Below are 14,990 nucleotides of genomic sequence, written 5' to 3'. Positions count from 1 at the left end.
GTGCTTCTACGACGAATTTTAACCAAGAATAATAAAATGAAAAAGTATTTCTTACTCCTTGCAACTGCTTTCGCTTTTCTTGCTTGCGCCGAAAGCACCCCGGTAACCATTAAGGTGACTAACTCGACCGCTCTTGAACGTAGCGGTGAGATGGTAGAAGTATCTATGGGCGATATAGTTGCCAAGCTGCAACTGGCCGATACCGCACAAATCGTAGTACTTGATCAGGACGGTGCTCAGGTTCCTTATCAGATTACGTATGATGAGAAAGTAATCTTCCCGGTTAACGTAAAAGCCAATGCAACGGCTTCTTACACCATCAAAGCCGGTACTCCGGAGGCTTTCAGCGTGAAGGCTTGCGGAAGATATTATCCCGAACGGGTTGACGATGTAGCCTGGGAGAACGACCTGGTTGCTTTCCGTACCTACGGACCCGCCTTGCAGGCTAATAACGAACGTGCTTTTGGTTACGACATCTGGACCAAGTACAATACGACCGAGCCGGTGGTAGAAGCTCGTTATGCCAGCGAACTCAACCCCGAAACGAAAGCAAAGATAGCCGAGTTGAGGAAAACTGATCCGGAAGCTGCCAAACAGCTTTATCAATCGGTTTCTTATCATGTAGACCACGGCAACGGGCTGGATTGTTACAAAGTAGGTCCAACACTGGGTGGCGGTGCCGCTGCATTAATGTCGGGCGATACAATATTCTATCCTTATTGCTATAAAACGCAAGAGATTCTCGATAACGGCCCGTTGCGTTTTACCGTCAAGCTGACCTATAATCCGCTTACTGTAAAGGGAGATTCAAATGTGATCGAGAGCCGCTTGATCTCTTTGGATGCCGGACAATATATGAATAAAACAGTTGTCTCTTACAGCAACCTGAAAGCAGCCATGCCCGTAGCAACAGGTATCGTACTGCACGAGCCCGATGGAGAGGTAGTAGCCGACGCTGCCAACGGATATATCACCTATGTAGACCCTACCGATAATGCTGCCAACGGCAACGGTAAGATATTTGTAGGTGCAGCATTTCCTGCTTCGGTAAACGATGCCAAGGTGATTCTGTTCTCTGAAAAGGAGAAGAAAGAGGAGCGTGGTGGTGCAGATGGTCATGTGTTGGCCATTAGCGAATACACACCCGGATCTGATTATACATACTATTGGGGATCGGCTTGGAGCAAAGCTGCCATTAAGGATGCTGCTGCGTGGAATGCGTACGTGGCTCAGTTTGCTCAGCAACTTCGCTCACCGCTGACTGTGACGATGCAGTAACGATATTACGTACCATCCCTTCATATTTAGCCCTCTTCACGGCACTGCCCTTGAAGAGGGCTTTGTATTGCTCTACGGTTAAGCTGTGCCAATCGCTCTTCTGCATAGAGAGCAGGGCAGGTGATGGGTGTAGTTCGGGTGTTTGGCAGGGAGTAGCAAAACGATTCCACGGGCAGGCTTTCTGGCATTCATCGCAACCATAGATCTTATTGCCCATTTTACGGGCTTCTGCGGGAGGAATATCGCCCCGATATTCAATGGTCAGATACGATAGGCATCGTTCCGCATTCAGCAAATATGGGCTCTCCAGTGCGTTGGTAGGGCAAGCATTCAAGCATCGTGTGCAGCTTCCGCAGTGAGAAGCCAACGGGGTGTCATACGCATCGGCTATGCGGTCAATAAAAATCTCGCCCAAAAAGAAGCAAGAACCTGCATGGGGAATGATGAGTTGTGTGTTTTTGCCTATCCAACCCAACCCCGTACGCCATGCCCAATACCGCTCCAGTATGGGTGCCGTATCACAAAAAACACGGCTTATGCTATCGGGGAACTGTTCCAGAATGTATTCCTGCAACCGGGTGAGCTTTGCTTTGAGAATGTCGTGATAGTCGCGCCCGTATGCATACCAAGCCAGTTGATATCCATTGTGGGGTAGCTGCTCTACGGGGTAGTAGTTGAGGGCTACGGAGATAATGCTTTGTGTTCCATCCATCAATAAGCGGGGATCGAGTCTTTTGTTCGTATAGTTTTTCATATACGCCATACCGGCTTGTTTCTCCCCATCTATCCAGTTGTGAAAGGCCATTGCTGTGGTCTTATCTACCGCATCGGCCGAGGCTATGCCACAAGCTGAAAAGCCGAGGCGCAAGGCTTCGGCTTTGATGTGAGCGGAGGATAGCATAGCTGTTTCCATTATTTCTTACTGTCACTAGGCCACGCCTGCCCGGGAGTAGGGAAGCATTTGAACTCATATCCTTCTGCCTTCAGGTATTCGATGGCACGGGGCAAGGCAAATTGCAGGTTCCCATTCTTCCACGATTTTATGGAGTCATGAAAGGTGATGATGGAGCCGTTGCGGACATACTTTTTCACGTTGGCCAGCACTTGTGGTCCACGTATCTTCTTACTGTAATCGCGTGTAACCAAGTCCCACATAATGATGCGATAATACTGTTTTAATGTGTGATACTGCCGGAACCCCATGTGTCCGTGTGGAGGACGAAAGAGGTCGGTGTCCATCGTTTGGTTGGCTTGGTCGGTGTTCTTAAGGTAATCCGTTGCCGAATATTCAAATCCACGAATATGGTTGAATGTATGATTTCCGATTCTGTGTCCGGCTTCTACTACTTGCTGAAATACTTCCGGATATTTACGAATATTATCGCCTACCATAAAGAAGGTGGCTTTGATACCATGTTCTTCCAATAACTGAAGCACCCACGGGGTAACCTCGGGGATAGGACCATCATCGAAAGTCAGGTAAACTGCCTTTTCGTTGGGATTCATTCGAAAGATTGCCTGTGGATATAGTGCGCGAAAGAACTTAGGTGGTTGTTCTATAATCACGAGAGAGGGTGGTTTATGGTTAATGATCAATGGAGAGGTGGAAGTGTTGCATCATTGCCGATAATGTATCGGGACAATGATGCAACACTTCCGGTTCGCCATTATTTCTTTGTTCGGCTCATATAAGCATTGTACAGCTCTTCCAAGCGGGTAGTGTAGTTGCTTACGAGTTTCGACTTATATTTCTCCATGGTACGTACCTCGGCATCGAGCAAACTGAGGTGGTACATGAACTCCTGGCTCGATATAGCCAGTTGCTGATCGTTCATGCTCAGATACCACAACATATACTCTACCGACTTATTGGCCAGTTCGTCCATAATCTTATCGGCTTTGGCTGTTTGCCCTAACTGATAGTAAGCCTCGGCCATCTGGAAGGCACCGTTTTGCCAATCGTAAGGCACGTTGTATGCCGGAATTACTTTCTCGGCATAGTCGAGAGCCTTCAGTGCTTTGTCCTTCTTGCCCTCTTTCAACAGTTGGGCTACCAGTTGCGAAAATACCCTGCGGTGTGTAAAGCACATCCGTAGTGTGTTTTCATCCAGATAGATACCTTTCGTTTCCATGCCGCCATACTTGAACTTATTCATCAAGTTATCGTACATTTTCTCCGAATCGATTTTGCTGTCCAGCTTTTCTGTATCAAACGGCGTGAAACGGTAGGCGAGCCCTTCTTGTATGAAGTGATTGCCCATACCCAAATGGTTCTCGGAGCCTACACTGATGGCCATATACATCGGACGTTCCCAATTAGTGTTGGCCAGTGTTTCGAGCATCATCAATTCGCTCTTATAAAGTGCTCGTTTGCCTTTGAGTGAGATGTGCATATAGTCGGGGATCGAATCGCCCAATGCTTCAGGAATCTTCATACCACTGCGGCGAACAGCCTCTTTATCGATCTTGATTACAATGCTATCGGTGGGAATGACCCGTAAGCCCTCTTTGTCCGAACGAATCCAGTATTTGAGGATGTTCTTTAGCTCGTAAGGGTTCTCACCAAACTGTTCGCGGATATTGGCGAGTGCTTCCGGATTACCGCTACTATCTGCCTGTGCATACAGTGCATCAATCTGTTGCTTGATTTCGGGGCGTACTTGGATGTATTCGTTCTGTCCTTCGGCATATTCCGAACGATCCCAAGTGATGGGCAACGAAGGAGAGTCGTAGGCAGGGCGCTTCATCTGATCGATGTACCAGTCTGTTTGCAGGTAGCTCAAGTTACAGGTACGGGCATCGGTACGGAAGCCTTCAGTCTCTTGATTATACCACAGAGGGAAGGTATCGTTATCACCATTTGTATAGATAATGGGGTTACCACTCTCTTGGAGAGTCATCAGGTAGTTCTGCCCGAAATCACGTGCCATATAGCGGTTGGAGCGATCGTGATCGTCCCATGTCTGACTGGCCATTTGTACCGGTACGAGTAAGCAAACTACGGCAACGATACTTGCCAATACGGTTTCTTTCATCTTCAACCGCTCTTTGAGAAGCTGAACGATTCCGGCTACGCCCATACCTATCCAGATGGCGAACGCATAGAATGATCCTGCGTATGCATAGTCACGTTCGCGAGGTTGCGAAGGGGTTTGATTCAAGTAGAGTACAATGGCGATACCGGTCATAAAGAACAGGAAGAAGACTACCCAGAACTGCTGAATACCTTTTTGCCCTTTATATGCTTGCCAGAAGAGCCCGATCAGACCCAGTATCAGTGGTAAGCAGTAGAATACATTATGCCCTTTATTGGCAGCAAGCTCTTGAGGAAGCAAATCCTGATTGCCTACCAATAGATTGTCGATGAACGGTATACCCGTAATCCAATTACCGTGTTCAATCTCACCGCTTCCTTGAATATCGTTCTGTCTGCCGGCAAAGTTCCACATGAAGTACCGCCAATACATAAAGTTTAGCTGATACGAGAAGAAGAATTTGATATTCTCCCATTGTGTGGGTATGTTGACCATAACCATCTCGCCACATTGGTCGTAAGGCACGTCGGTACCTTTAATCGCTTGCCATTCTTTGTATTGTTTGGTATGTGCAGCACTGTACATACGGGGGAAAAGCATGTTTTGCGCATATTCGTATTCTACACGTCCGGGAAGTTCGATATAGATGTCTTTCTCATCGGGCGAAGCCTTTTCTTTACGAACATATTTGGTTGTAGAGGTCGATTCGCGTGGAATGCAAGTGTTTCCTTCTACATCCAATGCTACTTTAGAAGAGAAAGCAGGTCCGTAGAAAAGCGGACGCGTGCCGTATTGTTCACGACCCAGGTATTCGCCTAATGTGAAGATATCTTCGGGCGAGTTTTGATCCATAGGTGTGTTGGCTGTTGAACGAATCACAATCAGTGCATACGAGGAATAGCCCACCATAATCATCATGGTGCACAACAATGCCGTATTCATGGTTCGTGCAGAGATTTGATACTTCTTATCAAGCTTTTTGGCAAAAAGATACAAGCCCAATGCACCCAATACGATAATACCGATCACGATGCTGCTTGCACCGTGTCCGTAGAATGGTATACCCAATAAAGCAATGGTTGCTAAAAAGGAGAGGTTCATACGTGTACGGCTCTGTTCGCAGTAGCTTTCGTATACACCCCAGATAATGGCTGCTGCCAAGAATACAATGTAGACAATAACACCTGTATTGAATGCCATGCCCATACCGTTGACGAACAGCAGTTCGAACCATCCGCCTACCTTTACCACACCGGGTACAATGCCGTATAATACCGCTGCTACCAACACACCCGATCCGAGTAATGCCAGCAATGAACCCTTAGCCGTTGCATTCGGATTCTTTTTGTAGTAATATACCAATACGATAGCGGGTAAGCAGAGTAGATTTAGCAGATGGACACCGATACTGAGGCCTGTTAGATAGGCGATAAGGATAATCCAACGATCGGAGTGAGGCTCATTGGCCACATCTTCCCATTTCAGGATTAGCCAAAATACAACAGCGGTAAAGAGAGAAGAGAAGGCATATACCTCACCTTCGACTGCTGAGAACCAGAAGGTATCACTGAATGTATAAACCAAGGCGCCTACTGCTCCCGAGCCTATAACAGTAATGAGTTGTGCGGTTGTTATTTTATTCTCGTCGGTTATCACGAGCTTGCGTACCAAGTGGGTGATACTCCAAAACAGGAACAGAATACAAGCTCCGCTCATGAGTGCACTCATGTAGTTGACCATCTTAGCGACCGTGGTAACATCGGAAGCAAATTGTGAGAAAAGATTGGCTACCAGCATAAAGAAAGGCGCACCGGGGGGATGGCCTACTTCCAGTTTATAGCCGGTAGTAATAAACTCGGGACAGTCCCAAAAACTAGCCGTAGGTTCTATTGTAAGGCAATAGACAGTGGCAGCGATGATGAAAATAATCCAACCGGCAAGGTTGTTTATCGTTTTGTACTGCTTCATTAAACTATAGTTCTTTCTTTTGTATAACAAGTTACGTGGTGGCAAAGGTAATAAATTGTCCGTATATTGCCGCAGAAACGATCAATAATTAACGATTTGCTCTATCAGGTATGTTTATGCTCACCCAATATGCGGTGTGGAAGAGTGCCATGACCCAGTAATTCGATGGGACAGTGGAAGTTGCGTTCGAGCCATTCGCCGGTAACCTCAGGTGCCGGATGGTAGTCGAGTGTTTCATTAACACAAGCAATGGATTTTACTTGCTGCAACACCGTTCCGATGTCGTGGCTCACCAATATAATGGCACAGTCGTGATTGATTTCGGCTAATAGTTCGTAAAGCCTTGCTTCAAACTGCTTGTCGATATAGGTACTGGGTTCGTCGAGAATAAGCAAGGCGGGATCGGATACAATGGCTCTACCGAGGAGGGCACGCTGTAACTGCCCACCACTAAGTGCACCGATCGATCGATGTTCTAATCCTTCCAGTCCCATACGGGCGATTACTGTTTGCACTTTCCGGTGGTGTTCTTCGGTAAAGCGGCTGATAAGTGATTTTTTCGAACTAAGCCCCGAAAGAATAACCTCCTGTACCGAAATAGGAAACTTTCGGTCTATGGAGTTATATTGTGGCAAATAACCCATGGTGATACTATCTGTTGGTTGCCCATTCTGATAGAACTGAATACTTCCTGCTGTATGAGGCAATAAACCGAGGATACATTTGATCAGCGTTGTTTTTCCCCCTCCGTTGGGGCCGATGATACCCAGAAAATCACGATCATAGACCGTGAGGCTGATATCACGCAATACCGGCTGCGCATCGTAGCCGGCTGTGAGGTTGTGGAGAGTCAGTAATGGAGTCGGGATCATTCGCTCAGTGCTTTAGCAACATTAACCAGCTCTTCCTGCCAATTATAGCTTAAGGGATTGATCGGGACAACACGTGTGCCGGTTTGTTCGGCAATAATCTCCGCATTACGGCGATCAAATTCGGGTTGTACGAATATAACACGCACGCCTTCGGCCTTGCAAAGATTAATCAACTCTTTGAGATGAGCCGGAGAAGGTTCTTTTCCACCCTCCTCAATGGCTATCTGATGCAAGCCGTAGTCACGTGCAAAATAGGAGAGTGCCGGGTGGTAAATCATAAAAGCATGTGCAGTGCCCGGTGTTGCCAATAGGTGGCGTACGATGCTGTCCGTTTCTTGTATCTGATGGCAAAGACTATCGTATCTGTTCAGGTAATAAGGCTCGTTCTGGCTATCGAGTTGGGTTAATGCTTTGTAGGTGTTTCGGGCGATGATCAATGCGTTGGTCGTTGAACTCCAGATATGGGGCTCTACGCCCGATTCGCCATGTTGGCAATTGCCAGTATGGTTGTGGCTCGTGTCCATGATAAGATCGATGCCTTTTGAGGTGTCGAACACTTGTAGGTGCGGCGTGTTATCAAGCAGTCGCTCCATCCAGGTTTGTTCAAACCCGATATAGCCAATGCGTAGATATGCTTTGCTGTCGCCCAAGGCAACAAGTTGCGAGGGAGTAGGGTCGTAGGTTTCCGGGCTCGATCCTTTGGGAACCATTGAAATTACATTGAACTTGTTGCCGGCAATGGCTTCTGTAAAATAGCGTTGCGGCTCCATGGTTACTGTGAGAATAGGCTGTTCGGCCGAATCATTTTTGGTACGCTTTGCGTTACAAGCACTTAGCAAAACAGCCAAAAGGAGTAGGGGAGTATATTTTATCATTTTATTTAGTTGTTTATTGTTTTCTTCCACGTAAAATTTCTCGTTTGCCTCCGGGAGGTCCGGGCAGTCGCTCTACTAGAAAGCCTGCCGCTTGAAGCATACGCCTGACTACACCTTTGGCACAGTAGGTGGTTATTATTCCTTCTGTGTTTAGTACGGCGTACAGGCGGTTAAATAGTTTTTGCGTCCACATCTCCGGTTGCTTTTCGGGAGCAAACGCATCAAAATAAATGAGGTCAAAATACTGATCGGCACTAGCCCACCGAGTGACATCAACCTGCTGTTTTTCTAACGTAAAGTAAGGCGTAATTATTGCCTCCATGTTCCAAGGAACTTTATGAATGAACTCAAAAAGAGACGATTCGGATGAAAGCGGTGCAACATAGCCAAGTTCATTAATGGTTTCCCAGGCAAGCGGATAAAGCTCCAATCCGGTATAATGAACCGGTCGCTTTGAGGTTTCGGCAGCTTGTAGGGTGAGCAATGCATTGAGTCCTGTACCAAAGCCTACTTCGAGGATGCGTGGTGCCTTGGCTAGGCAAGCGTTCAGCCCCATGTCTATAAATATATGCTGCGATTCGGTTTGTGCCCCCTTTACTGAGTGATAATGCTCATTCAATGAAGGAACAAATAGCGTGGCGCTTCCGTCGGCTGTGCGTTCAATAATCCGTTCCATCTTGTCTTTTAATTGAATAAACTGATGATTCCTTGCAATGCCATTAACATAACAATGTAGCGTATAAGTTTACCCACAAACATAGAGACGGTAGTAAGCCAGATATTGCTGCGCATAAATCCCAGTGCAATAGCAATTAACTCCCCGACAAAGGGTAAAAATGAGAAAAAAGCCATCATGGCTCCTTTTCCTTGCAGGAACCGTCTCATTCTTTCAATCTTTTCTTGCTTTACTTTGAAGTATCGCTCAATCCACTCTATTTTTCCGAAGTGCCCCATGTAATAGCAGGTCATTCCACCTGCCGTATTGCCCAATGCGGCTGCCAATATGCAGAATATCGGATTGAGTCCTATTTCGACCAGCGCTACCAATACCAATTCGGAACTGAAGGGTATAATGCTACCTGCCAGTAAAGCAGATAGAAATAGACCAAGGTAGCCCCAGTCTATAAGCAATTGCAAGAGTGAATCTATAAAAGCATCCATACATTGAAGATAAATAAGAGAATAAGACTTATCATCGAACAAATAAAGAATGCATTAGCAGCCCGATTGTTCGTTAGTGCATACAAATGTCCCATCAATATGCTGATTATCGGCAATAATACGGAGAGTAAGACACTGCTGTGACCCGGCTGTAAAAAGATGCATATAAATAATAAAAGGCATACGAAGATCATAAAATTCAAATAAGCCCGTGTGCGGATTTTATCCTGAAATCCGGATGCAATAGTGTGTACTGAGCTTACTATGAACTGTATAAAGAGATAAATCAACATAGCAATTTCTCCTTGCTCAAATTGTTCCGTCAGTTCTATAGGTCTGAAGGAGCAGAGTTCAACGAAGGGGGCATAGAAGAGTTCCATTTGTCCGTAAAAGAAAGCATGAGCAAACAGAAACCAATAAGGTAAACTCCATCCCAACAATGCAGCACAGAAACTGCGGAGTGTGAGCGATTGAAAGTTGTATGCACCTATCAGCCAAATGGGAAAGAAGAACGTGAGTTGCGGAAAGGCGATACTGCCTATACCTATAAAAGCGAAAGAATGAAAGAGGTGTGCTGCCGGTTTGGACTCTTGGTAACTTTTAAAAAGAAAATAGAGTGAAACGAGCAGTGACAAAGCAGCTATATTTCCCGGATAAAAGTGATGTAGAGCGGGGCATACAGATACCAATAGGAAGTACAGGGATGTTTGTACGGATGCCCGCATACGAATAAGCCCAAAGGCATTGTTCATTTCGATCAGGAAATAGCCAATACCGGCATAGAGGGCAAAGCTGATGACCTGCGTACCCCATTGTGGAAATCCGGACTCATCGAACCATTGCCAAAGAATATAGGTGTCGGGCTCATTTCCCGACGGAGATAATACGAAACCTGTCAGCAGCCAACACGTGATGCAGATAAGAATAACGACGGGCAGGGTTAAGCGGCCCGTCGTTATACGATTTTGCAGGTTTCTATTTCTCATTTAAAGATCAAATCCGATGTCCCGGCGATAGTTTTTGTGATCAAAACTAATCATATCGGCTACTTTATAGCTCTTTTCGAGTGCTTCGGCTTTGGTTTCTCCGTACGAACAGATGGCCATCACGCGTCCGCCGTCGGTTACAATACGTCCGTCCTTAACAGTGGTTCCAGCATGGAAGAGAATGCTATCGGTGGTTTCGGCCAGATTAAAGCCGGTGATAGGATATCCTTTCTTATAAGCTTCGGGGTAACCACCGCTCACCATCATAACACAAGCAGCCGTACGTGGATCGATGATCAGTGATTTTGTATGGAGGTTTACCTCGTATACACCTTCAAACAGATCGACAATATCACTCTGGATGCGAAGCATTACACTTTCTGTTTCGGGGTCGCCCATGCGTACGTTGTATTCGATCACCATGGGTTCGCCTTGCACATTGATAATTCCGAGGAAAATAAATCCTTTGTATAAGATACCCTCTTCTTGCAATCCGTTGATGGTAGGTTCGATGATGCGTTCGCGAATCTTCTCCATGAACTCTTCATTGGCGAAAGGAACGGGGCTGATGCTTCCCATACCACCGGTATTGAGTCCTTTATCGCCTTCGCCGATGCGCTTATAGTCCTTGGCAACCGGAAGCACTTTGTAGTGCTGACTATCTGAGAGTACAAACACAGAACATTCGATACCACTAAGAAACTCTTCGATAACCACCGTAGCGGAAGCATTGCCAAACATGCCCGAAAGCATCTCTTTAAGCTCTTTTTGTGCTTCTTCGAGGGTAGGTAAAATGAGTACTCCTTTACCGGCACATAATCCATCGGCTTTGAGCACATAAGGTGCATGGAGGCTTTCGAGAAATTCCAGCCCTTCTTCTATCGTTTCGGCTGTAACGCTTTTATAACGTGCAGTAGGAATACCATGACGCTCCATAAAGCCTTTGGCAAACTCTTTACTTCCTTCGAGTTGTGCCCCTTTTTGTGACGGACCGATAATGGCTATATCTTTCGTTGTGATGTCGCCTTTAAAGAAATCGAAAATACCTTCTACCAAAGGATCTTCGGGTCCCACAACGATCATGTCAATCTCTCTTTCAAGAGCGAAAATCTTTAATGCCTCGAAATCAGTTGCTTGAATGTTTACATTCTCGCCCACCGATGCAGTTCCGGCATTACCCGGAGCAATATATAGTTTTTCTACTTTCGGGCTTTGAGCTATCTTCCATGCCAGGGCGTGTTCACGGCCGCCCGAACCTAATAGTAATAGTTTCATAAGAATAATTCGTCTTTAAATTATTTAGTTCTTCTCTCTCTTATAAATGATCCTCAAAATAACGTGTTATCTTCTCGTGCAGATGTACACGATCGCGTCCTATCACGTTATGCTTATGTCCCGGATAGATAAATAAATCGGGATAAGTACGTGCATCTACACAAGCCTTGATGAACGACAGGGTATGCTGTGGCACACACGTATCATCGTGGTCATCATGAATGAGCAATAAATGTCCTTTCAGGTTGCCCGCCAGGTTTTTGAGGTCGCACTCTTTATATCCCTCGGGATTGCTTTGTGGCGTATCCATGTAGCGTTCGCCATACATTACCTCATAATAACTCCAATCAATAACAGGTCCGCCGGCTACCCCCACCTTGAATACTTCCGGATACCGGAGCAACAAGGCTGTAGTCATGTGTCCGCCAAAGCTCCATCCGTGTACACCTATGCGGTTGGCATCGACGTAAGGCAAGCTTTGTAGGTATTCGGCTCCCTTTACTTGATCTTTACCCTCTTCGATGCCTAAGCGGCGGAAGGTGGCATTCTCAAAATCCAGTCCCCGGTTTTCACTGCCCCGGTTGTCTACCGAGAACAGGATATAGCCTTTATTGGCCATATAGAGATCCCAGCCTCTGGCAGCGTTCATCCATCCATTGTTTACCATTTGTGCATGTGGTCCTCCATATACATAAACGATGGCAGGGTATTTCTTTGCCGGATCGAAGTCGGCGGGTTTGATGATGCGGTAATAAAGATCGGTTACCCCATCAGCGGCTTTAATCGTACCGGTTTCTATGGTCGGCATACGGAAGCCTGTAAAGGGGTTGGCTGCAGTTAACAAGCGATGAGTCTTGCCCTTTTCTGCGTCAACCAGTTCGATGTTGCGAGGCGTTGTGGGCGATGAATAGCTGTCGATCAGGTATCGTCCCGATGCGCTCAACTGTGCACGATGTACCCCTTCCGCATTGCCGATAGGCGTGCGTTTTCCATTCTTCAAATTGACACGGTAGAGATTCGACTGTAAAGGCGATTGCTCCGTGCTGGCAATAATCAGCTCTTTCTTCGAGGTATCGAAGCCAAGCATCTCCTGTACCAGCCACTCACCGTTGGTCAGTTGCTTCAGTAACTCTCCCTTTGTGTTATAGAGATACAGGTGATTAAACCCGTCTCGTTGACTTTGGTAAATGAATTTTGTCGAATCCCACGGCAAGAACGTAATCGGGTGAGATGGCTCTACGTATTTCGGATGCTTCTCCTCCAGCAATACAGCCATTAACTCGCCTGTTGCTGCATCATACCGGCATAAGCGAGCCTGATTTTGGTCACGGTTAAGTTCAATGAGGAAGAGGCTTTTCCCATCGGGTGCCCAACTGATATTCGTGAAATAACGGTCGGTAGGATCACCCGCTTGCAAGTAAACCGTTTGGTTGTTTGCCGGTGTATAGATACCGACAGTAACCTTATGACTCGTCATTCCTGCCATTGGGTAGCGGATATTATTGACCTCTCCGATGCGCGTGGTAATATCGACAAGCGGGTATTGGGTAACCATTGATTCGTCCATCCGATAAAAGGCAAGCTGTTGCCCTGTCGGGCTCCAGAACGTGCCTTTATGAATACCGAACTCATTGCGGTGAACCGATTGTCCGCACACAATGCCTTCGGGCTCATTGGTTACTGCCTGCTCGTTGACAAACAGGTTGTTGTCCACCGTATAGGCTACATTTCCATTGGCTGTACAGTAGTCTTTATTGGCGGCACCCTTCTTCAAATCAACTGTGCCGGTGATTCGATTTTCGTTGAAGTCATAAGTGATATACTTCCCCGGCAAAGTGATGAGCATCAGCGGCTTTTCTTTCCATGGAAAACTAACATTATAAAAATGAGATAGTTTGCCTGCCTGACTCTTTTCGAGTATCTCGTTTACCGTAGCCCGTATGGCAACGGTACTCTCTTTGCCCGTTTTCGGATCGATGGTATACAGCGTATCGACAGTCGGTTTAACGCATACATCGCCCCACCATTGCAATCCGTATAGATTCTCGGCATACCGATAGGTTTCCCCTCCCGGAGTGAGATCTTCGAGTGTTGGGTTTTTAAGCTCTTGCGCCATAACGTTGGTCGTAAATAGGTTTTGGAGTGTTATTAACAGCAACAAGGCACCTGTTTTACTTAGTGCTTTCATGACTCTCTTCATTTGTTTATAAATACTAGGTAATCCGTTTACTTGTCTCCTCTAGGTTCCCAGTTCTTCTTAAATTCTCTCGGTTTACGATCTCCACCTGCAAATCCTCGTCCACCTTCATCCCGACGGGGTTTGAAATCGCGTCTTTCGCGCGAACCTCTATCGTTGTTAGCTCCGGGTCCGTCTTCTTGACTTTTGAATTCTTTGTATTTTCCGTCGAATATCTGATACTTACGGAATTCGCACTCGAGAGCACCGTTGTATAATGGTGTTTTTTGACTAGGTTTCAGTCCAATCTGGTCAAAACACTCTTCGCGGTACGATAAAATCCAAGCATCGTTGCCAATAAATGCATGCTTCAAACGCTCACCAATCATTTGATACAGTCCCAACAGGTCGTTTGTCGAGATACGTTCGCCATAAGGCGGATTAGTTACGATTATGGCCTTCTCGGCAGGTTGCTCAAATTGTTGAAACGGTTGCAGTTTCAAACGAATGTCTTTGGATACACCTGCTGCCTTTACGTTGTTCATTGCAATTTCGTTGGCTTTCGGGTTGTTGTCGTATCCGTAAATTTTGTGTGTAAACTCACGCTCCTGCGAGTCGTCATTGTAGACTGAATCGAATAGATCCTGGTCAAAATCAACCCACTTCTCGAAAGCAAATTCTTTACGGAATACACCCGGAGCAATGTTGCGTGCAATCAGAGCAGCTTCGATAGGAATGGTTCCCGAACCACACATCGGATCGATCAGGTCGCACTCGCCTTTCCATCCTGTCATTAAGATCATACCTGCTGCCAGCACCTCATTCAGAGGAGCTTCTACTGCTTCCTGGCGATAGCCACGACGGTGCAGTGACTCACCCGATGAATCGAGTGACAGGGTACAGGTGGTTTGGGCAATGTGAATGTTTAGCAATACATCCGGTCGGTTGATGCGTACTGAAGGGCGTTTGCCGTTTAAATCGCGGAAGTGGTCTACGATGGCATCTTTCACCTTGTACGAAACGAACTTGGAATGACGGAATTCATCACTGAATACAACGGCATCTACGGCAAACGTTTTGTTCACATCTAAGATCTCCTCCCAGGCGATTGCTTTGATCTGCTCGTATACCTCATCTGCATTTTTTGCTTTAAACTGCTTGATGGGTTTCAGAATGCGGATAGCTGTACGCAGGCAGAAGTTAGCCTTGTACATCATCTCTTTGTTGCCTGTAAAGGCTACCATGCGTCGGCCTATCTGTACGTCGTTGGCTCCTAGTCCTGTTAATTCTTCTGCCAACACTTCTTCCAATCCCTGGAAAGTTTTGGCAATCATTTCAAATTGTTCACTCATACGTGGATGTTT

At 46.3% G+C, this 14,990-nt stretch carries 12 protein-coding genes; 1 reads left to right on the top strand and 11 read right to left on the bottom strand.

Annotation, left to right across the window (positions count from 1 at the left end; genetic code table 11):
• Positions 1 to 36 precede the first annotated feature (36 nt).
• Positions 37 to 1,278 carry a DUF4861 domain-containing protein gene (locus TY03_RS00285; protein ID WP_042366310.1) on the top strand — a complete coding sequence of 414 codons (1,242 nt, stop codon included), beginning with the start codon at positions 37 to 39 and terminating at the stop codon, positions 1,276 to 1,278.
• Here the strand turns inward: TY03_RS00285 and queG are convergent.
• From queG to TY03_RS00230, 11 genes are all read right to left on the bottom strand, one after another.
• Positions 1,196 to 2,191 carry a tRNA epoxyqueuosine(34) reductase QueG gene (gene queG / locus TY03_RS00280; RefSeq protein ID WP_042366308.1) on the bottom strand — a complete coding sequence of 332 codons (996 nt, stop codon included), beginning with the start codon at positions 2,189 to 2,191 and terminating at the stop codon, positions 1,196 to 1,198. The genes TY03_RS00285 and queG overlap by 83 nt on opposite strands.
• Complete coding sequence (locus tag TY03_RS00275; RefSeq protein WP_042366306.1) at positions 2,191 to 2,844, bottom strand: polysaccharide deacetylase family protein; 654 nt, start codon at positions 2,842 to 2,844, stop codon at positions 2,191 to 2,193. The genes queG and TY03_RS00275 overlap by 1 nt, the downstream gene beginning before the upstream one ends.
• Positions 2,845 to 2,945: 101 nt before the next feature.
• A complete protein-coding gene (locus TY03_RS00270) occupies positions 2,946 to 6,281 on the bottom strand; it encodes a glycosyltransferase family 117 protein (protein WP_042366304.1) in 3,336 nt (1,111 codons plus the stop codon).
• Positions 6,282 to 6,385: 104 nt separating this feature from the next.
• Positions 6,386 to 7,153, bottom strand: coding sequence for a metal ABC transporter ATP-binding protein (locus TY03_RS00265; protein ID WP_042366302.1), 768 nt, complete (start codon positions 7,151 to 7,153; stop codon positions 6,386 to 6,388).
• Positions 7,150 to 8,028: a metal ABC transporter solute-binding protein, Zn/Mn family gene (locus TY03_RS00260; RefSeq protein WP_148335544.1), complete on the bottom strand. Its 879-nt coding sequence runs from the start codon at positions 8,026 to 8,028 to the stop codon at positions 7,150 to 7,152. Before TY03_RS00260 ends, TY03_RS00265 begins: the two co-directional genes overlap by 4 nt.
• A 13-nt stretch (positions 8,029 to 8,041) precedes the next feature.
• Positions 8,042 to 8,704: a tRNA (5-methylaminomethyl-2-thiouridine)(34)-methyltransferase MnmD gene (gene mnmD, locus TY03_RS00255; protein WP_042366301.1), complete on the bottom strand. Its 663-nt coding sequence runs from the start codon at positions 8,702 to 8,704 to the stop codon at positions 8,042 to 8,044.
• Positions 8,705 to 8,712: 8 nt separating this feature from the next.
• A complete protein-coding gene (locus TY03_RS00250) occupies positions 8,713 to 9,189 on the bottom strand; it encodes a YqaA family protein (RefSeq protein ID WP_042366299.1) in 477 nt (158 codons plus the stop codon).
• Entirely contained in the window at positions 9,174 to 10,175 is a 1,002-nt protein-coding gene (locus TY03_RS00245) for a hypothetical protein (protein ID WP_042366296.1), read from the bottom strand. Before TY03_RS00245 ends, TY03_RS00250 begins: the two co-directional genes overlap by 16 nt.
• Entirely contained in the window at positions 10,176 to 11,450 is a 1,275-nt protein-coding gene (gene purD / locus TY03_RS00240; protein ID WP_042366294.1) for a phosphoribosylamine--glycine ligase, read from the bottom strand. It abuts the gene before it with no gap.
• A 40-nt stretch (positions 11,451 to 11,490) separates the two neighbouring features.
• A complete protein-coding gene (locus TY03_RS00235) occupies positions 11,491 to 13,638 on the bottom strand; it encodes a S9 family peptidase (RefSeq protein WP_042366292.1) in 2,148 nt (715 codons plus the stop codon).
• Between the two features lie 38 nt (positions 13,639 to 13,676).
• On the bottom strand, positions 13,677 to 14,978 hold the full coding sequence (locus TY03_RS00230; RefSeq protein WP_042366290.1) for a THUMP domain-containing class I SAM-dependent RNA methyltransferase: 1,302 nt from the start codon (positions 14,976 to 14,978) through the stop codon (positions 13,677 to 13,679).
• Positions 14,979 to 14,990 lie beyond the last annotated feature (12 nt).

Origin of the sequence: Bacteroides neonati (genome assembly GCF_000499785.1) — a bacterium.
Lineage (GTDB): Bacteria > Bacteroidota > Bacteroidia > Bacteroidales > Bacteroidaceae > Bacteroides > Bacteroides neonati.
This window is presented reverse-complemented; position numbering and strand designations above follow the sequence as displayed.

Bases quoted from the DNA above. Each gene is read 5' to 3' on its own strand.
- TY03_RS00285 (WP_042366310.1), top strand. From the start codon at position 37: ATGAAAAAGTATTTCTTACTCCTTGCAACTGCTTTCGCTTTTCTTGCT.
- queG (WP_042366308.1), bottom strand. From the start codon at position 2,191: ATGGAAACAGCTATGCTATCCTCCGCTCACATCAAAGCCGAAGCCTTG.
- TY03_RS00270 (WP_042366304.1), bottom strand. From the start codon at position 6,281: ATGAAGCAGTACAAAACGATAAACAACCTTGCCGGTTGGATTATTTTC.
- TY03_RS00265 (WP_042366302.1), bottom strand. From the start codon at position 7,153: ATGATCCCGACTCCATTACTGACTCTCCACAACCTCACAGCCGGCTAC.
- TY03_RS00260 (WP_148335544.1), bottom strand. From the start codon at position 8,028: ATGATAAAATATACTCCCCTACTCCTTTTGGCTGTTTTGCTAAGTGCT.
- mnmD (WP_042366301.1), bottom strand. From the start codon at position 8,704: ATGGAACGGATTATTGAACGCACAGCCGACGGAAGCGCCACGCTATTT.
- TY03_RS00250 (WP_042366299.1), bottom strand. From the start codon at position 9,189: ATGGATGCTTTTATAGATTCACTCTTGCAATTGCTTATAGACTGGGGC.
- TY03_RS00245 (WP_042366296.1), bottom strand. From the start codon at position 10,175: ATGAGAAATAGAAACCTGCAAAATCGTATAACGACGGGCCGCTTAACC.
- purD (WP_042366294.1), bottom strand. From the start codon at position 11,450: ATGAAACTATTACTATTAGGTTCGGGCGGCCGTGAACACGCCCTGGCA.
- TY03_RS00235 (WP_042366292.1), bottom strand. From the start codon at position 13,638: ATGAAAGCACTAAGTAAAACAGGTGCCTTGTTGCTGTTAATAACACTC.
- TY03_RS00230 (WP_042366290.1), bottom strand. From the start codon at position 14,978: ATGAGTGAACAATTTGAAATGATTGCCAAAACTTTCCAGGGATTGGAA.